Source organism: Orrella dioscoreae, assembly GCF_900089455.2.
Lineage (GTDB): Bacteria > Pseudomonadota > Gammaproteobacteria > Burkholderiales > Burkholderiaceae_B > Orrella > Orrella dioscoreae.
This window is the reverse complement of sequence record NZ_LT907988.1, coordinates 1,518,406-1,541,522: the sequence shown is the minus strand read 5'-3', so window position 1 is coordinate 1,541,522 and position 23,117 is coordinate 1,518,406. Positions and strand designations below refer to the sequence as shown.

Annotated in this window: 22 protein-coding genes; 11 read left to right on the top strand and 11 right to left on the bottom strand. The window is 67.6% G+C overall.

All coding sequences use genetic code 11. The features are described 5' to 3' along the window. Positions 1-100 precede the first annotated feature (100 nt). From ODI_RS07155 to ODI_RS07135, 5 genes are all read right to left on the bottom strand, one after another. The gene (locus ODI_RS07155) at positions 101-640 is read right to left on the bottom strand and encodes an acyloxyacyl hydrolase (protein ID WP_067755461.1); all 540 of its coding nucleotides are present in this window, start codon (positions 638-640) and stop codon (positions 101-103) included. Positions 641-932: 292 nt separating this feature from the next. Next, complete coding sequence (gene accD, locus ODI_RS07150; RefSeq protein WP_067755377.1) at positions 933-1,814, bottom strand: acetyl-CoA carboxylase, carboxyltransferase subunit beta; 882 nt, start codon at positions 1,812-1,814, stop codon at positions 933-935. Between the two features lie 48 nt (positions 1,815-1,862). Continuing rightward, entirely contained in the window at positions 1,863-2,720 is an 858-nt protein-coding gene (gene trpA / locus ODI_RS07145; protein WP_067755380.1) for a tryptophan synthase subunit alpha, read from the bottom strand. A 12-nt stretch (positions 2,721-2,732) separates the two neighbouring features. Continuing rightward, complete coding sequence (gene trpB, locus ODI_RS07140) at positions 2,733-3,932, bottom strand: tryptophan synthase subunit beta (RefSeq protein WP_067755382.1); 1,200 nt, start codon at positions 3,930-3,932, stop codon at positions 2,733-2,735. A 144-nt stretch (positions 3,933-4,076) separates the two neighbouring features. Beyond that, entirely contained in the window at positions 4,077-6,281 is a 2,205-nt protein-coding gene (locus ODI_RS07135) for a RelA/SpoT family protein (protein ID WP_067755383.1), read from the bottom strand. A gap of 110 nt (positions 6,282-6,391) precedes the next feature. Here ODI_RS07135 and ODI_RS07130 point away from each other — a divergent pair, with 110 nt between their 5' ends. Continuing rightward, the gene (locus ODI_RS07130; protein ID WP_067755385.1) at positions 6,392-7,264 is read left to right on the top strand and encodes a M90 family metallopeptidase; all 873 of its coding nucleotides are present in this window, start codon (positions 6,392-6,394) and stop codon (positions 7,262-7,264) included. Here ODI_RS07130 and ODI_RS07125 read toward each other — a convergent pair. After that, positions 7,261-7,614 (bottom strand): RidA family protein, encoded by a 354-nt coding sequence (locus ODI_RS07125; RefSeq protein WP_067755387.1) that lies wholly within the window; start codon positions 7,612-7,614, stop codon positions 7,261-7,263. The two genes, ODI_RS07130 and ODI_RS07125, sit on opposite strands and share 4 nt — an antisense overlap. 144 nt (positions 7,615-7,758) lie before the next feature. Continuing rightward, positions 7,759-8,934: a nicotinate phosphoribosyltransferase gene (gene pncB / locus ODI_RS07120; RefSeq protein ID WP_067755465.1), complete on the bottom strand. Its 1,176-nt coding sequence runs from the start codon at positions 8,932-8,934 to the stop codon at positions 7,759-7,761. Between the two features lie 225 nt (positions 8,935-9,159). Between pncB and fdxA the strand changes: the two genes are divergently transcribed. The 10 genes from fdxA (at position 9,160) to ODI_RS07070 (ending at position 18,067) form a co-directional block, all read left to right on the top strand. Beyond that, entirely contained in the window at positions 9,160-9,483 is a 324-nt protein-coding gene (gene fdxA, locus ODI_RS07115) for a ferredoxin FdxA (RefSeq protein WP_067755388.1), read from the top strand. Positions 9,484-9,517: 34 nt separating this feature from the next. Then, positions 9,518-10,297 (top strand): ferredoxin--NADP reductase, encoded by a 780-nt coding sequence (locus tag ODI_RS07110; protein ID WP_067755391.1) that lies wholly within the window; start codon positions 9,518-9,520, stop codon positions 10,295-10,297. Between the two features lie 189 nt (positions 10,298-10,486). After that, positions 10,487-11,716, top strand: a complete 1,230-nt coding sequence (locus tag ODI_RS07105) for a polyhydroxyalkanoate depolymerase (RefSeq protein WP_067755394.1) — start codon at positions 10,487-10,489, stop codon at positions 11,714-11,716. A gap of 47 nt (positions 11,717-11,763) precedes the next feature. After that, positions 11,764-12,426, top strand: a complete 663-nt coding sequence (gene rsxB / locus ODI_RS07100) for an electron transport complex subunit RsxB (RefSeq protein WP_067755397.1) — start codon at positions 11,764-11,766, stop codon at positions 12,424-12,426. Then, entirely contained in the window at positions 12,423-13,067 is a 645-nt protein-coding gene (gene nth, locus ODI_RS07095) for an endonuclease III (protein WP_067755402.1), read from the top strand. The genes rsxB and nth overlap by 4 nt, the downstream gene beginning before the upstream one ends. A 148-nt stretch (positions 13,068-13,215) precedes the next feature. Further along, on the top strand, positions 13,216-13,989 hold the full coding sequence (locus ODI_RS07090; RefSeq protein WP_067755469.1) for an ABC transporter ATP-binding protein: 774 nt from the start codon (positions 13,216-13,218) through the stop codon (positions 13,987-13,989). Continuing rightward, positions 13,986-14,780: an ABC transporter ATP-binding protein gene (locus ODI_RS07085; protein WP_082985362.1), complete on the top strand. Its 795-nt coding sequence runs from the start codon at positions 13,986-13,988 to the stop codon at positions 14,778-14,780. Before ODI_RS07090 ends, ODI_RS07085 begins: the two co-directional genes overlap by 4 nt. A 96-nt stretch (positions 14,781-14,876) precedes the next feature. Beyond that, entirely contained in the window at positions 14,877-16,082 is a 1,206-nt protein-coding gene (locus ODI_RS07080; RefSeq protein ID WP_067755404.1) for an ABC transporter substrate-binding protein, read from the top strand. A 111-nt stretch (positions 16,083-16,193) separates the two neighbouring features. Beyond that, positions 16,194-17,081, top strand: a complete 888-nt coding sequence (locus tag ODI_RS07075) for a branched-chain amino acid ABC transporter permease (RefSeq protein WP_067755409.1) — start codon at positions 16,194-16,196, stop codon at positions 17,079-17,081. Next, positions 17,078-18,067 carry a branched-chain amino acid ABC transporter permease gene (locus tag ODI_RS07070; protein WP_067755418.1) on the top strand — a complete coding sequence of 330 codons (990 nt, stop codon included), beginning with the start codon at positions 17,078-17,080 and terminating at the stop codon, positions 18,065-18,067. Before ODI_RS07075 ends, ODI_RS07070 begins: the two co-directional genes overlap by 4 nt. Positions 18,068-18,122: 55 nt before the next feature. On the opposite strand, the gene ODI_RS07065 is transcribed toward ODI_RS07070, so the two are convergent. The 4 genes from ODI_RS07065 to ODI_RS07050 are packed head-to-tail and all read right to left on the bottom strand — an operon-like array spanning position 18,123 to position 22,994. Next, positions 18,123-18,887, bottom strand: coding sequence for an ABC transporter ATP-binding protein (locus ODI_RS07065; protein WP_067755422.1), 765 nt, complete (start codon positions 18,885-18,887; stop codon positions 18,123-18,125). Continuing rightward, positions 18,887-20,722 carry a branched-chain amino acid ABC transporter ATP-binding protein/permease gene (locus tag ODI_RS07060; RefSeq protein ID WP_067755426.1) on the bottom strand — a complete coding sequence of 612 codons (1,836 nt, stop codon included), beginning with the start codon at positions 20,720-20,722 and terminating at the stop codon, positions 18,887-18,889. Before ODI_RS07060 ends, ODI_RS07065 begins: the two co-directional genes overlap by 1 nt. Beyond that, positions 20,723-21,763: a branched-chain amino acid ABC transporter permease gene (locus tag ODI_RS07055; protein WP_067755428.1), complete on the bottom strand. Its 1,041-nt coding sequence runs from the start codon at positions 21,761-21,763 to the stop codon at positions 20,723-20,725. 58 nt (positions 21,764-21,821) lie between these two features. Next, a complete protein-coding gene (locus ODI_RS07050; protein ID WP_067755431.1) occupies positions 21,822-22,994 on the bottom strand; it encodes an ABC transporter substrate-binding protein in 1,173 nt (390 codons plus the stop codon). Positions 22,995-23,117 lie beyond the last annotated feature (123 nt).

The following is a 23,117-nucleotide window of genomic DNA, read 5'->3' as shown; positions in this document are numbered from 1 at the left end:
CGGTTTTTTTTTCAAGACATCCACGCAAACAAAAAGGCATGCCGCTGGCATGCCTTTCGGATCCCTTCACGCCAGGCCGACAGGCCAGGCGGCAAGATGATCAATACAGGTACGTATACGTCAGCTGCACCACGTCCAGGCCAGGGTTCGGCTTCTTGATGCTGGCGTTGGAGAAGTGCGAAAGACGCAGGCCGATGCGGTTCGAATCGTTGATCAGGAAACCCGCGCCGATATGGTCACCGAACTGGAAGGCGGTGCTGATGTTCTTGTCCGCGAAGCGCGTGCTGGTGAAGGCAGTGGCGCCCACGCCGGCTTCCAGGTAGAAGCGTTCGCCGGTCCACCAGCGGAACATGGGGATCGCATTGAACTGCCAGACATTGCCCGGATCACGCGAACCGTTGGCCTTCCAGTAGGCAGCGCCGAGTTCACCGACCAGTTCCAGGCGGCCCCAGTTGCCACCGAATTGGTAATCCCACAAAGCAGGCGATTGCCAGTTGATTTCCAGGCGCTGGTAGTGGTCGCCCACGCCAGCGGTCACGCCAATGCCCTGTGCGCTGGCAGGCGCCGCGGCGAGCAGGGGGGACAGGCCAGCCGACAGGATCAGGGCGGCGGCAATCTTGTTCTTCTTGAAGGCGTGCATGATCAATGCTTACTCCGGCAACTCTGCCTTGAAACGAGAGCGCCAGCGGCCGGCCCGGACTGACGGCAGGTGAAACCCGGACCTGGCAGCACGAGACTGCGGGGCGGCTGGCGCGAACCATGTGGAAGCGGCGCGGGCAGTCAGCAGCGAACCCGGCCCTGCATGGGCAGCAGAAGGCGGTGAATGTCAACCACGACGCGCCGTGTTGCTGACCGTTGGCTTACTGCCTGGTCAGCGTTTGACAGCATGAAGTCAAGGTATCAGAAAACCGCCTCGCCGCCCAGCTTGCCCATCAAGCCGAAACGGCTTCCAAAGGCTGATTGGTAAGCAATGCCAACAGGCGGGCGATTTCATCGCGCAGCTGGCGGCGATCCACCACCATGTCCACGGCGCCCTTCTGCAGCAGGAACTCGGAACGCTGGAAGCCTTCCGGCAGCTTCTCGCGCACCGTCTGCTCGATGACGCGCGGACCGGCGAAACCGATCAGCGCCTTGGGTTCGGCAATCACCACGTCGCCCATGAAGGCGAAGCTGGCCGACACGCCGCCCATGGTGGGATCGGTCAGGACGCTGATGAATGGCAGCCCTTCGGCCGACAGACGCGTGAGCATGGCATTGGTCTTGGCCATCTGCATCAGCGACAGCAGGCTTTCCTGCATGCGCGCGCCACCCGAGGCCGCCACGCAGATGAAGGGGGTTTTGTTCGCCAGCGCGGCCTCGACGCCGCGCGCGAAACGCTCGCCCACCACCGACCCCATCGAGCCGCCCATGAATTGGAATTCGAAACATGCGAGTGTTGCGGCCAAGCCACGAATGCTGCCGCTCACGACGATCAGGGCGTCGGTTTCGTCCGTCTGCTTGGTGGCTTCGGCCAGGCGCTCGGGGTACTTGCGCGAATCCTTGAACTTCAGCGAGTCGACCGAACGGGTGGTTTCGCCGATTTCCTGGCGGCCTTCGACGTCCAGCAGCGAATCGATGCGCGCACGCGCGCCGATGCGCATGTGGTGATCGCACTTGGGGCAGACGTGCAGGTTGGTGGCCAGGTCTTCGTTGTAGAGCACGGCCTCGCAGGACGGGCATTTGACCCACAGACCCTCAGGCACGCGGCGCGCCGCGGCGTCGTTGGCGGAGGTCTTGTTGATCCGGGGGGGAAGAAGTTTCTCGATCCAGCTCATGGCGGTGGGTGCTCGGTGATGTTGTTTGTCGTGGGACGGCGCGCCGGGTCAGGCGGGCGCGCCCGTCTTGCGGGCGCCATCCAGCGCCTGGCGTATGCCCGCCAGCCAATCGCCGGCGGCACGCACGGCCAGGTCGGCCTGCTGATCGGCGCCGGCGCCCTTGACGGCGGTTTCCATGGTTTCGATGAGCTTGCTGCCGATGACCACGGCGTCGGCGACGCGCGCGATGCGGCTGGCGGTGTCGGCGTCACGGATGCCGAAGCCCACGCCCAGCGGAATGGAGATGTGGCGGCGGATGTCCTGCAGGCGGCGCGCGACGTCGTCGGTGTCGACCGTGCCGGTGCCCGTCACGCCCTTGAGCGAGACGTAATAGACATAGCCGCGCGCGACCTTGGCCATGGCCTGGATGCGCGCCTCGGTGGAGGTCGGCGCGAGCAGGAAGATGGGGGCGATGCCGCGCGCATCCAGCAGGGCGGCGAACTCGTCGATTTCCTCGGGCGGATAGTCCACGGACAGCACGCCGTCGACACCCGCCGCCTGCGCGGCGTCGGCGAAAGCGGCCTGGCCCATGCGCTCGATCGGATTGGCATAGCCCATGAGCACGACGGGCGTGTCGGCGTCCTGGCGGCGGAACTCGGCCACCATGGCCAGCACGTTGCGCAAGCCCACGCCCTGGGCGATGGCGCGCTCGGCGGCGCGCTGGATCACCGGACCGTCGGCCATCGGGTCCGAGAACGGCACGCCCAGTTCCAGGATGTCGGCGCCCGCCTCGACGAGCGCATGCATGAGCGGCACGGTGGCGGCCGGCGAGGGATCGCCCGCGGCGATGTAGGGAATCAGCGCTGCCCGGCCGGCTTCCTGGGCAAGGGCAAAGCGCTTGGCGATACGGTCGTTGGGGTGTGTCATCCCTGCTTCGCTTTAGAGTTCGATGCCGGCGCGCTCGGCGACGGTATGCATGTCCTTGTCACCCCGGCCCGACAGGTTGACGAGGATGATCTTGTCCTTGGGCAACGTGGGCGCCAGGCGCACGGCGTGGGCGATGGCATGGGCCGATTCCAGCGCGGGCATGATGCCTTCGATGCGGCAGCACTGATGGAAGGCCTTCAGCGCTTCATCGTCGGTCACGCCGACGTATTCGGCGCGCTGGCTGTCGTTCAGCCAGGCATGCTCGGGACCCACGCCCGGATAATCCAGGCCGGCCGAGACCGAATGGGTTTCCTGCACTTGTCCGTTCTCGTCCTGCATGACGTAGGTGCGGTTGCCGTGCAGCACGCCGACCATGCCGGCGCGGATGGAGGCGGCGTGACGGCCGGAATCCATGCCCTCGCCCGCGGCCTCGACCCCCACCAGCTTCACGCCTTCCTGGCTGAGATAGGGATGGAAGATGCCCATGGCGTTGGAGCCCCCGCCCACGGCGGCGATGACCACGTCGGGCTGGCGGCCGGCGGACTCGGGCATCTGGACGATGCTTTCCTTGCCGATGATGGACTGGAAGTCGCGCACCATCATGGGATAGGGGTGCGGGCCTGCCACGGTGCCGATGATGTAGAAGGTGTTCTCGATGTGGGTGACCCAGTCGCGCATGGCTTCGTTCAGCGCGTCCTTCAGGGTGCGCGAGCCCGAATCGACCGGCACGACCTTGGCGCCCAGCAGCTTCATGCGATAGACGTTCGAGGCCTGGCGGCGCACGTCCTCGCTGCCCATGTAGACCACGCACTCCATGCCGTAGCGGGCGGCCACCGTGGCCGTGGCCACGCCGTGCTGGCCGGCGCCGGTTTCGGCGATGACGCGGCGCTTGCCCATGCGGCGGGCAAGCAGCGCCTGGCCGATGCAGTTGTTCACCTTGTGCGCGCCGGTGTGGTTCAGGTCTTCGCGCTTGAACCAGATCTGCGCCCCGCCCAGCTCCTGCGACCAGCGGCGGGCGTGATAGACCGGCGTGGGACGGCCGACGAAATGCTTGAGCTCATGGGCGAACTCTTGCTGGAATTCCGGATCGGCGCTGTAGCGGGCATAGGCCTCGCGCAGCTCGTCGAGCGCGTGCATCAGGGTTTCGGCGACGAAAACGCCGCCATACGGACCGAAATGGCCGTGCGCATCGGGAAAATCGTAGGGTTTCAAGGCGGGGGGCTCCCACAGTGCCGCCAGGGCGCGCGATGATCGCGGCGCACCGGCCAGCGGTATGCAACAGGGCATTTTAGCAGTCACGGGCCCGTGCCACATCCCGCGGCCGGGCGGGAGGCCAGGGGCGGCGCCGGACGCGCGCTAGCGCCGCTCCACCGACTCCACGCCAGGCACTTCGCCCAGTGCCGTCAGGGCGCGGGCAAGCTGGGAACCGTCACGGATCTCGACCGTGAACACCATGTGGGCCAGCGACTGGCGGCTCTGGGTGTTGACGCCCACCACGTTCAGGCGCAGCCGGGCGAAGACCTCGGACAGGTCGCGCAAGAGGCCGGAACGGTCATGGGCGCGCACGCTGAGGTCCACGGGATAGACGGCGTCGCCCGTCGCCCCCCAGTCCACGTCGATCACCCGCTCGGGGTGGCGCTGCGCCAGCGCGGCGTAGCTGTGGCAATCGACCCGGTGCACGGACACGCCCCGCCCCCGCGTGACGAACCCCGCGATGGCATCGGGCGGCGCAGGCCGGCAGCAGCGCGCCAGCTGCGTCATCAGCGAGCCGACCCCGACCACCAGGACACCGCTCTTGGCCGGTCCGGCGTCGCTGCGCGCGGTCGGGACGCGCGCGGGCTCAGGCTCGGCGGCGTCGGCGGGCGCGAGGAAATAGGCATCCACCAGCCGCAGGCTGAACTCGTCCTTGGCCACGGCCACGTACAGGTCGTCTGCCCGCGCGAAGCCCAGGTCCTGGGCCAGTTGTTCGAGCTTGACCGCGGTCTTGCCCAGGCGCTGCAACTCCTTCTCGACCAGGGCCTGGCCCTGGTTGATGCGCTGCTGCAGCTCGATGGCGTTGAACCACAGCCGCACCTTGGCGCGCGCCCTCGGACTGGCCAGGAAGCCCAGTTGCGGGTTGAGCCAGTCGCGCGAGGGCCCGCCCGCCTTGGCCGCGATGATTTCCACCGTCTGCCCGGTGGCCAGTTGCGTGTGCAACGGCACCATCTGGCCATCGACCTTGGCGCCCCGGCAGCGGTGGCCCAGGTCGGTGTGCAGGTGATACGCGAAATCCACCGGCGTGGCGCCTTGCGGCAGGTCGAGCACGCGGGCTTGCGGCGTCAGCACATAGATGCGCTCGTCCTCGTGGGTGGCCGCGGGGGCCTGCCCGCCGACGTCGGTGTTCCACGCCAGCAACTGGCGCAGCCAGGACAGCTGCTTGTCGTAGCCGCTGCTCGCCCTGGTCTGGCCGCCAAGCTTGCCGGACTCCTTGTAGCGCCAGTGCGCCGCCATGCCGTACTCGGCATGCTGGTGCATCTGCTCGGTGCGGATCTGCACCTCGAAGGGCCGGCCATCGGCATCCGCCACCACGGTGTGCAGCGAACGATAGCCGTTGGGCTTGGGCCGCGAGATGTAGTCGTCGAACTCATCGCCTACCGGCATCCACATTTCATGGACGAGCCCCAGCGCGGCATAGCAGGCGCGCTCGTCGGGCACGATGACGCGCAGCGCCCGCAGGTCGTAGAGCTCGGAGAAGTCCAGCCGCTTGACCCGCATCTTGTTCCAGATGCTGTAGATGTGCTTGGGCCGGCCGCTGACATCGCCCTCGATGCCCGCGGCATCCAGCGCGGCCTTGAGGTGCGCGATGGCCTGCGCGATGAACGCTTCGCGCTCGACGCGCTTTTCCTCGAGCAGCTTGGCGATTTCCTTGTACTTGGCCGGATGCAGGAAACGGAAGGCCAGGTCTTCCATTTCCCACTTGACCTGCCAGATGCCCAGCCGGTTGGCGAGCGGCGCATACAGGTCCAGGGTTTCCTGGGCGAAGGCCGGATCGCAAGGCTGCTTGGACTGGGCATACCAGCGCAGTGTCTGCAGCCGCGAGGCCAGGCGCATCAGCACGATGCGCAGGTCGGCGGCCATGGCCAGCAGCATCTTGCGCAGCATTTCCTTCTGGCTGCCGGTGTCGGCCGCGCTGTCGCTGGACTGGCGCGTGGTCACGCCCAGGCGCACCAGCGCCCGGCTGCCCTGCACCAGCCGGGCGATCTCGGCATCGAAGGCCGCGGCGACGGGGTCATTGCGCGACGGGGCGCCTTCACTGGACAGGACCGCGATCAGTGCCGCCGCGCGCGTGGGCGCATCGGTGCGCAGGTCGGCCAGGATGCGCAGGGTGCCGGCGGCATGGCCCGCCAGCGTTTCGCCGGTGGACGCGACCTGGCCGGCCAATTGGGGCACGGCCCAGTCACGCGCCCGGGACACCAGCGCCCTGCCCTCGTCGTCCAGCCCCGCGCAGGCCGCCTCGCGCCAGGCGTCATCGAAGATCGCTGGCGCGTTCAGGTCGGCGGGAATGACGTCTGGCGAAACCATGGGACCGGGAAGGCAAGGGCCGCTTGCGCAGCGCGCGCGGGCGGGCGGGCGGGCGGAAAACGATGTTCCACACTCTACACTAAGGCTTCATCACGATGACAGGAATGCATATGCTGCGCTGGCTCAGGGGCGCGGGCGCCGGACGCGCCGAAACCGCAAGCGTCGAGGCGCGCATCAGCGACACGCTCTGGACCGACGTGCTGCGGGCCCATCCCTTTCTCGACGGCCTCTCGGCCGACGAGGACGCCGCGCTGCGCAAGCGTTGCGCCTGGCTGCTGGCCAGCAAGACGCTCAACGGGGCGCGCGGGCTGGTTCCCACCGACTTCATGCGCCTGTCCATCGCGGTGCAGGCCTGCCTGCCCATCCTGCACCTGGCCCCCACGCTCTATGACGGCTGGAACGAGATCATCGTCTACCCGGGCGGCTTCCTGATCCCGCGCCGCCAGCAGGACGACGCCGGCGTGGTGCACGAATACGTGGAAGAGGCCGCGGGCGAAGCCTGGGAAGGCGGCCCCATCGTGCTGTCGTGGGAGGCGCCGGACGCCCTGGCCGAGCCCGGCCAGCATGCGTTCAACGTGGTGATCCACGAGTTCGCGCACAAGCTGGACCTGCATGCCGGAGACGCCGACGGCATGCCCGCCCTGCATGCGCATGCCGATATCTCGCCCCGCCATTGGCGGGCCGTGCTGGCGCGCAGCTACGACGCCTTCGTGACGGCGCTGGAAGAGATCGAGGCGGCCATTCCGCCCGACGTGGATCCGGAGGGGCCCGACGCGGCCCCCTGGTACGGGCAATTGCCGCTGGACCCGTATGCGGCCACCGACGAAGCGGAGTTCTTCGCGGTCAGCTCGGAAAGCTTTTTCGTGGATCCGTGGCCCCTGGCCGAGACATTGCCCGATTGGTACGGGCTCCTGGCGGCGTACTACCGCCAGGACCCGCTGCATCGCCTGCGCGCGGCGGACGATGCAGCGTGGGGGTCTTAGCCGACGGCCGCCGTCACGACGATCTCGACCTTGTAGTCGGGATTGGCCAGGCGGGCTTCGATGGTGGCGCGGGGCGGCGCGTTGCCGTCGGCGACCCACTCGTCCCAGGCGGCGTTCATGCCGGGGAATTCGGCGATGTTGGCCACGAAGATCTGGGCCATCAGGATGCGGCTCTTGTCGGTGCCGGCTTCGGCCAGCAGGCGGTCGATGGTGGCCAGGACCTGGGCCGTCTGGCCCTTGATGTCCAGCGTGCTGTCATCGGGCACCTGACCGGCCAGGTAGGCCACACCGTTGTAGACGGCCATGTCGGACAGACGCTTGCCCACGTTGGTGCGCTTGATGCTGCTCATTGCGAGACTCCTTTAGGCTGTTGCAAGTAGGAATGAAAAACGGTGCTGGAGACTTTCCAGCCGGGGCGCCGCGGAGCCGGCTTCGCCGGTCCGCCAGCGCCGCCCCCTTGAGGGGGAGGCGCGCAGCGCCTCGGGGGTGGGCTTTCACGCTGGCGGCAGCTGGAAGACCTGCCGCAGGTAAGCGAGATAGGCGGGATCGTCGCACATCGTCTTCTCGGGCGAGTCCGAGACCTTGGCGACGGGCTGGCCATTGCAGCGGACCATCTTCATGACGATCTGCAGCGGCTGGTGGCCGAAATCATTGGTGAGGTTGGTGCCGATGCCGAAGGACACCTTGCAGCGCCCCGCGAAGCGACGGGTCAGCTCGATGGCCAGCGGGAAGGTCAGCGCGTCCGAGAACACCAGCGTCTTGTTGCGCGAGTCGGTACGGTTGGCCTGGTAGTGCGCCAGCATGCGCTCGCCCCAGATGAAGGGGTCGCCAGAGTCGTGGCGCGCGCCATCGAAGAGCTTGCAGAAATACATGTCGAAGTCGCGCAGGAAGGCATCGGTGCCATAGACGTCCGACAGCGCGATGCCCAGGTCGCCGCGGTATTCACGCGCCCAGGTTTCCAGCGCGAAGACCTGCGAGTCGCGCAGGCGCGGCCCCAGCGCCTGGCAGGCCTGCAGGTATTCGTGGCCCATGGTGCCCAGCGGCGTCACGCCATGTTCCTTGGCCTGCAGCACGTTGCTGGACCCGGCGAAGTGCGCCCCCATGCACGCCTTCAGCTCGCGCACCACCTCGTCGTGCCAGGCGCGCGACAGGCGCCGGCGCGTGCCGTACTCGGCCACGCGGAAGGCGGACAGGTCCTCGGCTTCCAGCACGAGGTTCATCTTGTCGCGCAGGCGCTTGCGCCCCTCTTCCCAATCAGGCGGCTGGCGGGTGTTGCGGAAATAGACCTCGTTGACGATGGCCAGCACGGGGATCTCGAAGAGGATCGTGTGCAGCCAGGGACCCTTGACCGTGATGGAGATTTCACCGGGCTGCTCGCCCTCGCCCACGAAGATGCTTTTCTCGGGCAAATGGAACAAGCCGAGAAAATCGATGAAATCGCTTTTGATGAAGCGCAAGCCGCCGAGATACTCCAGCTCGGACTCGGTGAAGCGCAAACGGCACAAGGCCTGGATTTCGCTGCGGATCTCGTCGAGATAGGGCACCAGGTTGATGCCCGGCGTGCGGCACTTGTAGCGATATTCGACCTGGGCAGCGGGAAAGTGATGCAGCACCACCTGCATCATGCTGAATTTATACAGATCGGTGTCGAGCAAAGAATTAATAATCATGAGGGCAGCCAGGATTTCGGCAACCATAGCACAGCGCCAGCCGCCTTGTTTCCTGTCAAAAGCGCGCCCGCAAGCCGCAAAAAGGCCTCGCCACTACCTCTTAGAGGGTTATGCGCGGCGCTCTCGCTTGCATTGGGTAAAATGTGGAGTGTTGCCCGGAATTTCCAGCGGGGGTCCGCTGGGTCGCTGGCCGGGCCATTTTCCGCGCTTTGGAGCGTTATCCGCATGACCCACGTCGTTACCGAAAACTGTATCAAGTGCAAGTACACCGATTGCGTCGACGTGTGCCCGGTGGACTGTTTTCGTGAAGGCCCCAACTTCCTCGTGATCGACCCGGACGAGTGCATCGACTGTGCCGTCTGCATTCCCGAGTGCCCCGCCAACGCGATCTATGCCGAGGAAGACGTGCCGCAGGACCAGTTGCAGTTCATCGCCCTGAACGCGGAGCTCTCCCCCGAATTCGCCAGCATCAGCCGCGCCAAGAAGCCGCTGCCCGATGCCGACGACTGGAACGGCAAGGAAGGCAAGCTCGCGCACCTGGAACGCTGAGCGCCGGCCTGATGCACGCCGACGCCCCGCGCCCATGACCGAAGCCACCTACACCTGCCAGACCGTCACCGCGCGCCAGGACTGGGTTCCTGGCAAGCTGTTCTCGCTGCGCGTCACGCGCCCCGCGGGCTTCAGCTTCGAGGCCGGGCAGTTCGCCCGCCTGGGCCTGCCTGAAGAGGATGGCGGCGCGCCCACCCTGTGGCGCGCCTATTCCATGGTGTCCGGCGTGCAGGATCCGTGGCTGGAGTTCTACTCGGTCGTCGTGCCCGATGGCGCGTTCAGCCCGCGGCTGGCCGCGCTGCGCGAAGGCGACAGCCTCTACATCGACAAGACCGTCTTCGGCTTCCTCACGCTCTCGCGCTTCGCCGACGGCGAAGACCTGTGGCTCATCGCCTCCGGCACGGGCCTCTCGGCCTACCTGTCGATGCTGGCCGAGCCGGGTCTCTGGCAGCAGTTCCGCCGCGTGGTGATCGTGCATGGCGTGCGCACGGGCGACGAGCTTGCCTATCGCGCCGAGATCGATGCCTGGCGGGCCCGGGCCGGCGTGCACGAAGGCGCCGAGCGCCTGGTGTACCTGCCCATCGCCAGCCGGGAAAGCTTGCCCGGCAAGCCGCAGGCCCGTCTCACCACGCTGCTGGAAGACGGCAGGCTCGAGGCGCTGGCCGGCATCGCGCTGGATCCGGCCCGCTCGCGCATCATGCTGTGCGGCAATCCGGGCCTGCTCACCGACGCCCGCGCCTTCCTGAAGACGCGCGGCTTCCTGCCGGGCCGCCGCGGCATCCCCGGCAACCTGGCCGTCGAGAATTACTGGTAACACCACCAGCCACGGTAACAACTGTTGGAATCCAGGTCGTTTTTTGGCAACAGATCACGGTCTGGGCCACGTAACAGCCCTTGCTCGGCGTTTGCGCCGGCTACCCCGCGCGCATAATTAGCGCCACGCCCTCCGTGCCCCTGAAGCGCGGCCCGACAGCCGGGGTCCGGCAAGACCTAGGAAACAACCATGCTGTATCAGCTCCACGAGATGCAACGCGCGTTTCTGCAACCCTTCGTCGCCTTCAGCGACGCCAGCGCCCAGTTGCTGTCTCATCCGGCCTACCCCCTTTCCGGCACGCCCCTGGCGCGCCAGCTGTCGGCCGGCTATGAACTCCTGCACCGCCTGGGCAAAGATTACGAAAAGCCCGAATGGCAGCTGCCCACGACCACGGTGGACGGCAAGACGGTCGCCATCCAGGAGGAGATCGTCAAGGCCCTGCCTTTCTGCCGCCTGGTGCATTTCGCCCGCGCCATCACGCCCGCGCGCAACAAGCGCGACCCGCGCATCCTGATCGTGGCGCCGCTGTCGGGCCACCACGCCACGCTGCTGCGCGACACCGTGCGCGCCCTGCTGCCCGACCACGACGTCTACATCACCGATTGGCTGGACGCACGCACCGTGCCGCTGTCCGCCGGCCCCTTCCACCTGGACGACTACGTGCGCTACGTGCAGGATTTCCTGCGCGAGCTGGGGCCGGACGTGCACGTGATCTCGGTCTGCCAGCCCACCGTGCCGGTGCTGGCCGCCATTTCGCTGATGGCCAGCCAGAAGGATCCCTGTCAGCCCCGCAGCATGGTGATGATGGGCGGTCCCATCGACCCGCGCCGTGCGCCCACCCAGGTCAATGAGCTGGCAACCCAGCACTCCTACGAGTGGTTCGAGTCGCAGGTGATCCACACCGTGCCCGCGCCGTATGCCGGCGCCGGCCGCCGCGTGTATCCGGGCTTCCTGCAGCATGCCGGTTTCGTGGCGATGAACCCCAGCCGCCACCTGCGCTCCCACTACGACTTCTACCTGGACCTGCTGCGTGGCGACGACGGCGACGCCCAGGCGCACCGCCGCTTCTACGACGAGTACAACGCCGTGCTGGACATGCCGGCCGAGTACTACCTGGACACCATCCGCACGGTCTTCCAGGAGTTCCGCCTGCCCAACGGCACATGGGAAATCGACGGCCAGCGGGTGCGGCCGGCCGATATCCGCGACGTCGCGCTCTTCACCATCGAGGGCGAGCTGGACGACATCTCGGGCCTGGGCCAGACCCGCGCCGCGCAGACGCTGTGCGCCGGCATCCCCCGCGCCCGCAAGCAGCACTACACAGCCGAAAGCTGCGGCCACTACGGCATTTTCTCGGGCCGCCGCTGGCGCGAAATCATCTGTCCTAAAATTGCGGCTTTCGTGCGCGAGCACGCCTGACACACCCGGCGCGTCGGTCCGCGCGGCGCCGGACCGACTTTTCCGCCATGCCCGCTGTTTCCCTGCTCGCCGAGCGTATCGACGCCCTGCTCCCGCAAACCCAATGCACCCAGTGCGGGTATGCGGGCTGCCGTCCCTACGCGCAAGCCATCGCTGACGACCTCGCCCCCATCAATCGCTGCCCGCCGGGCGGCGAAGACGGGGTGGCCGCGCTGGCCGCGCTGCTGGACCGCCCTGTCCTGCCGCTGGACCCCGCTTGCGGCGAGCCGGGGCCGCTGCGCCTTGCCCGCATCGAGGAGCGCCACTGCATCGGCTGCACCCTCTGCATCGCCGCCTGTCCCGTCGACGCCATCCTGGGCGCCAACAAGCGCATGCACACGGTGCTGGACGACTGGTGCACCGGCTGCGGCCTGTGCGTGCCCGTGTGCCCGGTGGACTGCATCGTGATGGACCCGCCCACCGGCAGGCCCTGGACCGACGACGATGCGACGCGCGCACGCGCCAGGCACCAGCGCCGCAACACCCGCCTGAGCCAGGCCTCGGCCGAGCGCGACGCGCGCCTGGCCGCCGGCGCGCCCGCCGAGCTCAGCCCCCCTTCCACCGCCGAGCCCTGTACGCCGGGGGCGGCGCCCGCCCCCGACGCCCGCAAGCAGGCGGTCATTGCCGACGCGCTGGCCCGTGCCCGCGCCCGCCGGACGAAACCCGCATGAACCCGACCAAGCGCCGCGAGATCTTCCACCGCCTGCAGACCGCCAATCCGACCCCGACGACGGAGCTGGAGTATGAAACCCCATTCCAGCTGCTGATCGCCGTGCTGCTGTCGGCCCAGGCCACCGACAAGTCGGTGAACCTGGCCACGCGCAAGTTCTTTCCCCGACACGGTACGCCCGAAGGGCTGCTGGCCCTGGGCGAGGAAGGCGTGGCCGACTTCATCAAGACCATCGGGCTGTTCCGCACCAAGGCGAAGAACGTCATCGCCACCTGCGAAAAGCTGCTGCGCGAGCACGACGGCCAGGTGCCGCGCGACCGCGAGGCGCTGGAAGCCCTGCCGGGCGTGGGCCGCAAGACCGCCAACGTCGTGCTGAACACGGCCTTCGGCGAGCCCACCATCGCCGTGGACACCCACATCTTCCGCGTCAGCAACCGCACGGGCCTGGCGCCCGGCAAGAACGTGCTGGAGGTGGAGCGCAAGCTGGAGAAGGTCGTCCCCAGGGAATATGCCCTGGACGCGCACCACTGGCTGATCCTGCACGGGCGCTATGTCTGCGTGGCGCGCAAGCCCAAATGCCCGGTGTGCGGCATCGCCGACCTGTGCGAATTCCGCCAGAAAACGCCGGTATCCCAGGCGTAACACACCGATCCGACCACCATCTGTCAGCCTGGGGACACTCTGTCCCTATGACAAACCCGCATAGATATAACCCGCATAGAAAAGCCGTCCGCCCCTCCCGCATACTGCCGGCAAACCAACGAACCGAATGGGATCGGGTGCGGCGTTCATGGACGACATCATTCTGGAGACACGGGGCCTGACGAAGGAGTTTCGCGGCTTTGTCGCGGTCAACAACGTCAACCTCAAGGTCAGGCGCGGACAAATCCATGCGCTCATTGGTCCCAATGGCGCGGGCAAGACCACCTGCTTCAACCTGCTCACGCATTTCCTGCCGTCGACCTCGGGCAGCATTCTCTTCAACGGCCAGGACATCACGCGTGACAAGCCGGCGCAGATCGCGCGCCGCGGCATCGTGCGTTCGTTCCAGATCTCGGCGGTCTTCCCGCACCTGAGCGTGCTGGAGAACGTGCGCATCGGCCTGCAGCGCGCCACCGGCATGTCCTTCCATTTCTGGCGCAGCGAGAAGATCCTGAACCGCCTGAACCCGCAGGCGCTGGCCCTCCTGGAACAGGTGGACCTGCAGCGCTTCGCCAACGAGATCACAGCAAACCTGCCCTACGGCCGCAAGCGGGCGCTGGAAATCGCCACGACGCTGGCCATGGAACCCGAGCTGATGCTGCTGGACGAGCCCACGCAAGGCATGGGCCACGAGGACGTCGAGCGTGTCACCGCGCTCATCAAGCAGGTCGGCGCCGGCCGCACGATCCTCATGGTCGAGCACAACATGGGCGTCGTCTCGTCCATCGCCGACACCATCACCGTGCTCGCGCGCGGCGCGGTCCTGGCCGAAGGCCCTTATTCCACCGTCTCGCGCGACCCCGCCGTCATGCAGGCCTACATGGGCACCACCGATGGCGCCCTCCAAGGAGCGCACGCATGAACACGCAAGTCCATGCCCCCGCCACCGCCGCGCCGCCGCGGCCCCTGCCCGCCGCGTCCGCCGAAGGCGTGGCGCAGACCCGCGCGCCCGCGCTCGACATCTCGGACCTGCACGCCTGGTATGGCGAATCGCACATCCTGCATGGCGTGAACCTGACCGTCGCGCCGGGCGAGGTCGTCACGCTGCTGGGCCGCAACGGCGCCGGACGCACCACCACGCTGCGGGCCATCCTGGGCCTGACCGGCAGCCGAAAGGGCTCGGTGCGCATCCACGGCACCGAATCCATCGACCTGCCGACGTATCGCGTCGCCCACCTGGGCATCGGTTATTGCCCCGAAGAACGCGGCATCTTCGCCAGCCTGTCCTGCGAGGAAAACCTGCTGCTGCCCCCGCCCGTGGCGGGCGTGCCTGGCGGCGGCATGTCGCTGACCGAAATCTACGAGATGTTCCCCAACCTGCTGGAACGCCGCCATTCGCCGGGCACGCGCCTGTCGGGCGGCGAACAGCAGATGCTGGCGGTCGCGCGCATCCTGCGCACCGGCGCCAACCTGCTGCTGCTGGACGAGATCTCCGAAGGCCTCGCGCCCGTCATCGTGCAGACGCTGGCCCGCATGATCACGACACTGAAGGCCAAGGGCTACACCATCGTGATGGTCGAGCAGAACTTCCGCTTCGCCGCGCCGCTCGCGGACCGCTTCTACGTGATGGAGCACGGCCAGATGGTCGAGCACTTCCACGCCAGCGAGCTCGACGCCAAGCAGGAAACGCTCAACCAGCTCCTGGGCGTCTGAGGTCCCACGGCCCCCGCAACGGCTTGCGCACACCGACACCCCATACGCCGGACTGGCCGGCACACCTACGGAAACAAAAAGGGAAGGAGACTCGCCATGAAAATCCGCACTCTGACCGCGGCCATGCTGCTGGCCGGCCTGGGCTTCGGCGCGCATGCGCAGGGCATCAGCGACGACGTGATCCGCATCGGCTTCATCACGGACATGTCGGGCGTGTACTCGGACATCGACGGCCCCGCGGGCGTCGAGGCCATCCGCATGGCCATCGCCGACGCGGGCGGCAACATCGATGGCAAGAAGATCGAACTGGTCTTCGCCGACCACCAGAACAAGGCAGACATCGCCTCGGCCCGTGCCCGCGAATGGTTCGACCAGCAGAAGCTGGACGTGCTGATCGGCGGCACCAACTCGGCCACCAGCCTGGCCATGGCCGCCGTGGCCGCCGAAAAGAAGAAGCCCTTCCTCGCCATCGGCGCGGGCGCCTCCGACCTGACCAATGCCCAGTGCAGCCCCTACACCGTGCACTACGCCTACGACACCGTCGCGCTGGCGCGCGGCACGGGCTCGGCAGTGGTGAAGGACGGCGGCAAGAGCTGGTTCTTCCTGACCGCCGACTATGCCTTCGGCCATGCGCTGGAGCGCGACACCTCCACCGTGGTCAAGAACTCCGGCGGCGAGATCAAGGGCACGGTCCGCGCCCCGCTGGGCGCGGCGGACTTCTCGTCCTTCCTGCTGCAGGCCCAGTCCTCCAAGGCGCAGATCCTGGGCCTGGCCAACGCGGGCGGCGACACCATCAATTCGATCAAGGCCGCCAATGAATTCGGCGTCACGGCGAGCATGAAGATGGCCGGCCTGCTGGTGTTCATCAACGACATCCACTCGCTGGGCCTGAAAGCCACGCAGAACATGTACCTGACCGACGGCTGGTACTGGGACCTGGACGATGCCTCGCGCGCCTGGGCCAAGAAGTTCCAGAACAAGGTGGGCCGCAAGCCCTCGATGCTGCAGGCCGGCGACTATTCCTCGGTGTCCTACTACCTGAAGGCGGTGAAGGAAACCGGCACGGACGACGCCGACACGATCCTGAAGTGGATGCGCGGCAATCCGGTCAACGACTTCTTCGCACAGAACGGCCGTGTGCGCGAGGACGGCCGCATGGTCCACGACATGTACCTGATGCAGGTGAAGACCCCGGAAGAGTCCAAGGGGCCGTGGGACTACTACAAGGTCGTGGCCAAGCTGCCGGGTGACGATGTCTTCACCAAGCTGTCCGAGTCGACCTGCAAGCTGGTCAAGAAGTAAGACCGGGACGCACGGAATCCTCCGTGCGCCCGACGATGCCGCGCGCGGCCCCTGCCAGGGGTCCCGCCGCGCGCGGCGCCCGCAACGTTTCTTGTCTGTCGCTTCACTCCGATGACTGAAATCTTCGGCATTCCCACCCAGGCGCTGCTCGGCCAGTTGCTGCTCGGCCTGGTGAACGGCTCCTTCTATGCCATCCTGTCACTGGGCCTGGCGGTCATCTTCGGCCTGCTCAACGTGATCAACTTCGCGCATGGCGCGCTGTACATGCTGGGCGCCTTCGCGGCCTGGATGGGCATGGAGTATCTCGGCCTGAACTACTGGGTCATGCTGCTGCTCGGGCCGCTGCTGGTCGGGCTCTTCGGCATCGTGATCGAGAAGCTGTTGCTGCGCCATCTCTACAAGCTGGACCACCTGTACGGGCTGCTCCTCACCTTCGGCATCACGCTGCTGCTCGAAGGCCTGCTGCGCAGCTTCTTCGGGGTCTCGGGCCAGCCCTATCCCACACCGGACGCCTTGCGCGGCGCCACCAACCTGGGCTTCATGATCCTGCCGAACTACCGCGCCTGGGTCGTCGTCGCCTCGGTCGTGGTCTGTCTGCTTACCTGGTTCGTCATCGAACGCACCCGCCTGGGCGCCCTGCTGCGCGCGGCCACCGAGAACCCAAAGCTGGTCGAATCCTTCGGCGTGAACGTGCCGCTCATGATCACGCTGACCTACGGCTTCGGCGTCGCGCTGGCCGGTTTCGCCGGCGTGCTGGCGGCGCCCGTGCTGCAGATCTCGCCGCTCATGGGCAGCAACCTCATCATCGTCGTGTTCGCCGTGGTGGTCATCGGCGGCATGGGCTCCATCATGGGCGCCATCGTCACCGGACTGGGGCTGGGCGTGGTCGAAGGCCTGACCAAGGTCTTCTGGCCCGAGGCCTCCAGCACCGTGGTGTTCATCATCATGGCCATCGTTCTGCTGCTGCGCCCGGCCGGGCTGTTCGGGAAAGAGAAATGAATCGACAAGTGCTGGGCTATGTGGCTGCCGCCGCCATCGTCGCCATCCTGCCTTTCGCCGGGGTCTATCCGATCTTCGTCATGAAGATCCTGTGCTATGCCCTCTTCGCCTGCGCCTTCAACCTGCTGCTGGGCTTCACGGGCCTGCTGTCCTTCGGCCACGCGGCCTTCCTCGGCAGCGCGGCCTACGCCACCGGCCACGCAGTGAAGATGTGGGGCTTTCCCACCGAGCTGGGGCTGATCTTCGGCGCGGGCGTCGCGGCCTTGCTGGGCTTGCTGTTCGGGCTCCTGGCCATCCGCCGCAGCGGCATCTACTTCGCCATGATCACGCTGGCCCTGGCGCAGATGGTGTTCTTCTTCTTCCTGCAGGCGCGCTTCACCGGCGGCGAGGACGGGCTGCAAGGCGTGCCGCGCGGCACGCTGTTCGGCATCATCGACCTGCGCTCGGACATGAACCTGTATTACCTGATCATGGCGCTCTTCGCGCTGGGATACTTCATCGTCTGGCGCACCGTCCACTCGCCTTTCGGCCAGGTGCTCAAGGCCATCCGCGAGAACGAGCCGCGCACGCTCTCGCTGGGCTACGACGTCGACCGCTACAAGCTGCTGGCGTTCGTGATCTCCGCCGGCCTGGCGGGCCTGGCGGGCTCGGCCAAGACGCTGGTGTTCGTCTCGGCCACGCTGTCCGACGCCACCTGGCAGATGTCGGGCCTGGTGATCCTGATGACGCTGATCGGCGGGCTGGGCACGCTGACCGGCCCGGTGCTGGGCGCCTTCATCGTCGTGCTACTGGAGAACAAAGTCGGCGACATGGGCCAGGCGCTGGCCCAGCTCACCAATATCCAGTGGTTCCTGCGCATGGGCGAGTCGGTGACGATCGTGATCGGCCTCATCTTCGTCATCTGCGTGCTGGCCTTCCGCCGCGGCATCGTGGGCGAATTCCTGCACTGGCGGGAGCGCCGCGCGGCGCTGGTCGCCGAGAAGTAGGCGATCCGCTTGCGTCGCAAGCCGCCTGGCCGGATCCGGCCAGGCGCGAGCGCACTCACGTGCCTTCGCCTGCCCCCGTCTTCCCCAGCCCCAGATAACTCTCGATCACGCGCGGATTCGTGGCCAGCGACGCCGCCGGCCCTTCCAGCACGACCTCGCCGGTCTCCAGCACGTAGCCATAGTCGGCCACCTGCAGGGCCGCGCGGGCGTTCTGTTCCACCAGCAGGATGGAGACACCGGCATCGCGCAGGCGCGCGATGATGTGGAAGATTTCGCGCACGATGCGCGGCGCCAGGCCCAGGCTGGGCTCGTCCAGCATCAGCAGCGACGGCTTGGCCATCAGCGCGCGGCCCACGGCCAGCATCTGGCGCTCGCCGCCCGACAGCGTGCCGGCCGCCTGGCTGGCGCGCTCGCGCAGGCGCGGGAACAGGGCATAGACCTCGTCCAGCGTGCCGCGCCAGCCGCGTTCGCCCGCGCGATAGCGGCGGAAACCGCCCAGCAGCAGATTGTCCTCCACGCTCATGCTGGAGAACAGTTCGCGCTTTTCCGGCACCAGCGACATGCCGGTGGCCACGCGGCGTTCCACGGGCCAGCCACCCAGTGCCTGCGCGTCATAGCGCACATCGCCCGCCGCATGGCCGCTGACAGGCAGCGCGCCCATGATGGCGTTGAGCAGCGTGGATTTGCCGGCCCCATTGGCGCCGATCACCGTGACGATGGCGCCTGCCGGCACGGCCAGCGACGCGCCCGTCAAGGCATGGACCTTGCCATAGCGCACGGACAGGTTGGAGACTTCAAGCAGGGTGCGAGTGGCGTTCATCACGCGCGCTCCTCTTTGGCGGCCGCCTGCGCGGGCGCCACGTCCAGGTCGTCGTCGATGCCGCCCAGGTAGGCTTCCAGCACCGCGGGGTTGGCCTGCACCTCGGCGGGCGGCCCTTCGGCCAGCTTGGTGCCGAAATCCATCACCACCAGGTGGTTGGTCAGGCGCATCACGAAATCCATGTCGTGTTCGACCAGCAGGATGCTCATGCCTTCGGTGCGCAGTTGCGACAGCACGGCGGCCAGCGCCTGCTTTTCCTTGTAGCGCAGACCCGCGGCCGGCTCGTCGAGCAGCAGCAGCACCGGGTCGGCGGCCAGCGCGCGGGCGATCTCCAGGATGCGTTGCTGGCCCAGGGCAAGGTTGCCCGCCTGCTCATACAGGTACTCTCCCAGGCCCACGCGGCGCAGCTGGGTGGCCGCTTCGTGCAGCAGCCGTGCCTCGTCGGCGCGGTCGGCGCGCAGCGCGCCGCGCACGACGCCGGCGTTCGCGCGCAGGTGCGCGCCCAAGGCGACGTTCTCCAGCACCGACATGCCAGGCAACAGTTGCACGTGCTGGAAGGTGCGCCCCACGCCACGCGCCGAGATGGCGCGCGCCGGCAGGCCCAGGATCGATTCGCCGCGAAAGTGCACGCCGCCGGACGTGGCGGGCAGCACGCCCGTGATCAGGTTGAAGGTGGTGCTCTTGCCGGCGCCGTTGGGCCCGATCAGGCCGACGATCTCGCCCGCGCGCACCCCGAAGCTGATGTCATTGACCGCCACCAGGCCGCCGAAGGTCTTGCGCACGGCGTCGACCGCCAGCACCAGCTCGCCCGCCACGGGCCGGGCGCGCGCGGGCAGCGCTGGCGCCTCGGGCGGCGCGGCGCGGCCACGCGCGCCGGCACCGCCCGTCACGCGCTGCCAGCCCGCGGCAAGGAAAGGCCACAGGCCGTCGCGCGCATACTGCAAGGCGATGACGACCAGCACGCCGAAGACGATCATCTCGAAATTGCCCGTCAGGTCCAGCATGTGGGTCATGACGGTCTGGATCTGGTCCTTGAGCGTCAGCACCAGGGCCGAGCCCAGCAGGGCCCCCCAGACGCTGCCCGCGCCGCCCACCACGGCCATGAACAGGTATTCGATGCCGTGGTTCAGGCCGAAGGGGCTGGGGCTGACGGCGCGCTGCATGTGCGCATAGAGCCAGCCCGACACGCTGGCCAGCAACGCCGCATAGACGAAGATCACGACCTTGTAGCGCGCGGTGTTGATGCCGAAGGACTCGGCCATGCCCGCCCCGCTCTTCAACGCGCGGATGGCGCGACCCGGCCGCGAATCCAGCAGGTTGTGCGTGCCCCACAGCGCCAGCAGCACCGCGATCCAGATGAGGTAGTAGATGTCCCGCCCGGCGGCCATCGGCATGCCGAAGAGCGAAATGGGCGCGATGCCGGCGATGCCGTCATGCTTGCCCAGCGATTCCATGTTGCCGAAAAGGTAGTACAGCGACAGGCCCCAGGCGATGGTGCCCAAGGGCAGGTAATGCCCCGAGAGCCGCAAGGTGATGGCGCCCAGCACGAAGGCCAGCAGCGCCGTCGCGGCCAGGCCGGCCACGAGGCCCAGCCAGGGCGACAGCCCGATCTGCACGGTCATCCACGCCGAGGCATAGGCCCCGATGCCCACGAAGGCGGCCTGCCCGAAGGACGTGAGCCCGCCCACGCCCGTGAGCAGCACCAGGCCCAGCACGACGAGGCTGGCCAGGCCGATGTAGTTGAGCTGCGTGATCCAGAATTCCGGCGTGCCCGGCACCTGGGGCAGCACGGCCAGGAGCAGCAGGAAGCCGCCAAGAAGCAGACGCCGCGCCATTTATGCGTCCTCCTCGTGCACCGGGCCGCTGGCGATCGAGCGCCACAGCAGCACCGGGATGATGAGGGTGAACACGATGACTTCCTTGTAGGCGCTGGCCCAGAACGAGGCGAAGGCCTCGATGAGCCCCACCAGCACGGCGCCGCCCGCGGCCACCGGATAACTGGCCAGGCCGCCGATGATGGCCGCCACGAATCCTTTCAAGCCGATCAGGAAGCCGGTGTCGTAGTAGATGGTGGTGACCGGCGCGATCAGCATGCCCGAGAAGGCGCCGATGAACGCGGCCAACGTGAAGGTGAGCCTGCCCGACAGGGCGGTGCTGATGCCGACCAGGCGCGCGCCGCGCCGGTTGACGGCGGTGGCGCGCAAGGCGCGGCCATACAGGGTGTGGCCGAAGAAGGCCCAGAGCGCCGTGATGAGCACGGCGCTGGCGCCCACCACGAAAAGGCTTTGCGCCGACCAGCTGACCGCGCCGAAGTCCACCTGCCCCTCCAGGAAGGCCGGCGTGCGCCAGCCCTCGGCGCCGAAGAACACCAGGCCCATCCCCATGAGGGCGAAGTGCACGGCCACCGACACGATGAGCAGCACCAGCGGGCTGGCCTCGGCCAGGGGCTGGTAGGCGGCGCGATACAGCAGGGGGCCCAGCGGCACGACCAGCGCCAGGGACAGCAGCACGTTGCCCCAGAGCGGCAGTTGCTCGGCCACGGCGATGGGCGTGAGATAGAACAAGGCCCAGGGCACCAGCACACAGGTCAGCAGCGTGCCGCGCAAGGCCGAATAAATGCCGGTGCGCAAGGCCTGCACCAGCTCCATGCCCAGCACGACCGTGCCCGCGATGGGCAGCAGCCACACGGTGCCAGGCACCCTGCCCTCCACCAGCATGGCCAGGGTCAGGGCCCCGAAGGTCACGAATTCGCCCTGGGGAATGAAGATGACGCGGGTGACCGCGAACACCAGGACCAGCGCCAGGCCCAGCAGGGCATAGATGGCGCCATTGACGATGCCGTCCTGCGACAGGATCAGGGCGATTGTGAAATCCATCGGGAAAAACGCTTCCTTGCGCCGGGCCGCGGCGGCCCCGGCGGATCAGGGGGAAAAATCAGAGATCGGGCTGGTAGACCCACTTGCCGCCCTTGACGGTCACCATGACGCGGGCACGTTCGTCGAAACCGGCGTGCTCCGTGGGGCTCATGTTGAAGACGCCTTGGGAAACCGCCAGGTTCTGCACGCTTTCGATCGCGTCGCGCAGGGCGGCACGGAAAGCGGGCGTGCCCGGCTTGGCGCCGGTGGCGGCGGCCTTGGGCACGGCAGCCAGCACCAGCTGGCCGGCATCCCACAGGTGGCCGCCGAAGGTGTTGGTGGAGCCGGCGCCATGCGCTTTTTCGTACAGCTCGGTGTAGACCAGGGCCGAGGCCTTCACCGGGTGGCTGTCGGGCAGCTGGCTGGCCACCAGCAGCGGGCCGGCCGGCAGGATCATGCCCTCGCAGTCCTGGCCGCACACGCGCAGCACGTCGCTGTTGGCCGCGCCGTGGGTCTGGTAGATGCGGCCGGCATAGCGGCGCGCCTTCAATTCCTTCTGCGGCAGCACGACGGGCGTGCCCGAACCGGCCACCAGGATCGCGTCGGGGCGCGCGGACACGAGCTTCAGGATCTGGCCGGTGACGCTGGTGTCGTTGCGCGCATAGCGTTCCACGCCCACGACCTTGATACCGCGCTTTTCCGCCGCCTGGGTCATTTCGGTCAGCCAGCCCTCGCCATAGGCATCGGAGAAGCCGATGAAGCCCAGGGTCTTGACCTTCTGCCTGACCATCGCGTCGCCCAGGGCGGCGGCCATCAGGGCGTCGTTCTGCGGCGTCTTGAAGGCCCAGCGGCGCTTCTCGTCCACCGGCTGCACGATCTTGGCGCTGGCGGCCACGCTGATCATGGCCGTGCCGGTCTCGGCGGCCACGTCGACCATGGCCAGCGAGCCGGGCGTGCCGTTGGTGCCCAGCACCACGTCCACCTTGTCCTCGGCGATCAGCTTGCGGGTATTGCGCACGGCCTGGGTCGGATCGGTGGCGTCGTCAAGCACGATGTACTCGATCCTGATGCCGTCGACGTCGGTGGGCAGCAGGGCCACGGTGTTGCGGCTGGGGATGCCCAGCGAGGCGGCGGGCCCGGTGCTCGACACGGTCACCCCCACCTTCACCTGGGCCTGGGCGGCGCCCAGGGGCAAGGACAGCGCCAGAGCGGCAGTCCATGCGGACAGCCGGAACATGCTACGAGAGGTCATGGTGTCTCCTGGGTGCGGGGGCGCGATGCCAGACCGTGCCGCAACGCAGAGAATTTATGGGAATGAGCTGCTTTTGTAGGGCGGAATGATATCAGCCCCCCGGGATGGGATAATGGACAGAAC

Coding starts and splice junctions, on each gene's coding strand:
- ODI_RS07155 (WP_067755461.1), bottom strand. CDS start 640: ATGCACGCCTTCAAGAAGAACAAGATTGCCGCCGCCCTGATCCTGTCG.
- accD (WP_067755377.1), bottom strand. CDS start 1,814: ATGAGCTGGATCGAGAAACTTCTTCCCCCCCGGATCAACAAGACCTCC.
- trpA (WP_067755380.1), bottom strand. CDS start 2,720: ATGACACACCCCAACGACCGTATCGCCAAGCGCTTTGCCCTTGCCCAG.
- ODI_RS07135 (WP_067755383.1), bottom strand. CDS start 6,281: ATGGTTTCGCCAGACGTCATTCCCGCCGACCTGAACGCGCCAGCGATC.
- ODI_RS07130 (WP_067755385.1), top strand. CDS start 6,392: ATGCTGCGCTGGCTCAGGGGCGCGGGCGCCGGACGCGCCGAAACCGCA.
- ODI_RS07125 (WP_067755387.1), bottom strand. CDS start 7,614: ATGAGCAGCATCAAGCGCACCAACGTGGGCAAGCGTCTGTCCGACATG.
- pncB (WP_067755465.1), bottom strand. CDS start 8,934: ATGATTATTAATTCTTTGCTCGACACCGATCTGTATAAATTCAGCATG.
- fdxA (WP_067755388.1), top strand. CDS start 9,160: ATGACCCACGTCGTTACCGAAAACTGTATCAAGTGCAAGTACACCGAT.
- ODI_RS07110 (WP_067755391.1), top strand. CDS start 9,518: ATGACCGAAGCCACCTACACCTGCCAGACCGTCACCGCGCGCCAGGAC.
- ODI_RS07105 (WP_067755394.1), top strand. CDS start 10,487: ATGCTGTATCAGCTCCACGAGATGCAACGCGCGTTTCTGCAACCCTTC.
- rsxB (WP_067755397.1), top strand. CDS start 11,764: ATGCCCGCTGTTTCCCTGCTCGCCGAGCGTATCGACGCCCTGCTCCCG.
- nth (WP_067755402.1), top strand. CDS start 12,423: ATGAACCCGACCAAGCGCCGCGAGATCTTCCACCGCCTGCAGACCGCC.
- ODI_RS07090 (WP_067755469.1), top strand. CDS start 13,216: ATGGACGACATCATTCTGGAGACACGGGGCCTGACGAAGGAGTTTCGC.
- ODI_RS07085 (WP_082985362.1), top strand. CDS start 13,986: ATGAACACGCAAGTCCATGCCCCCGCCACCGCCGCGCCGCCGCGGCCC.
- ODI_RS07080 (WP_067755404.1), top strand. CDS start 14,877: ATGAAAATCCGCACTCTGACCGCGGCCATGCTGCTGGCCGGCCTGGGC.
- ODI_RS07075 (WP_067755409.1), top strand. CDS start 16,194: ATGACTGAAATCTTCGGCATTCCCACCCAGGCGCTGCTCGGCCAGTTG.
- ODI_RS07070 (WP_067755418.1), top strand. CDS start 17,078: ATGAATCGACAAGTGCTGGGCTATGTGGCTGCCGCCGCCATCGTCGCC.
- ODI_RS07065 (WP_067755422.1), bottom strand. CDS start 18,887: ATGAACGCCACTCGCACCCTGCTTGAAGTCTCCAACCTGTCCGTGCGC.
- ODI_RS07060 (WP_067755426.1), bottom strand. CDS start 20,722: ATGGCGCGGCGTCTGCTTCTTGGCGGCTTCCTGCTGCTCCTGGCCGTG.
- ODI_RS07055 (WP_067755428.1), bottom strand. CDS start 21,763: ATGGATTTCACAATCGCCCTGATCCTGTCGCAGGACGGCATCGTCAAT.
- ODI_RS07050 (WP_067755431.1), bottom strand. CDS start 22,994: ATGACCTCTCGTAGCATGTTCCGGCTGTCCGCATGGACTGCCGCTCTG.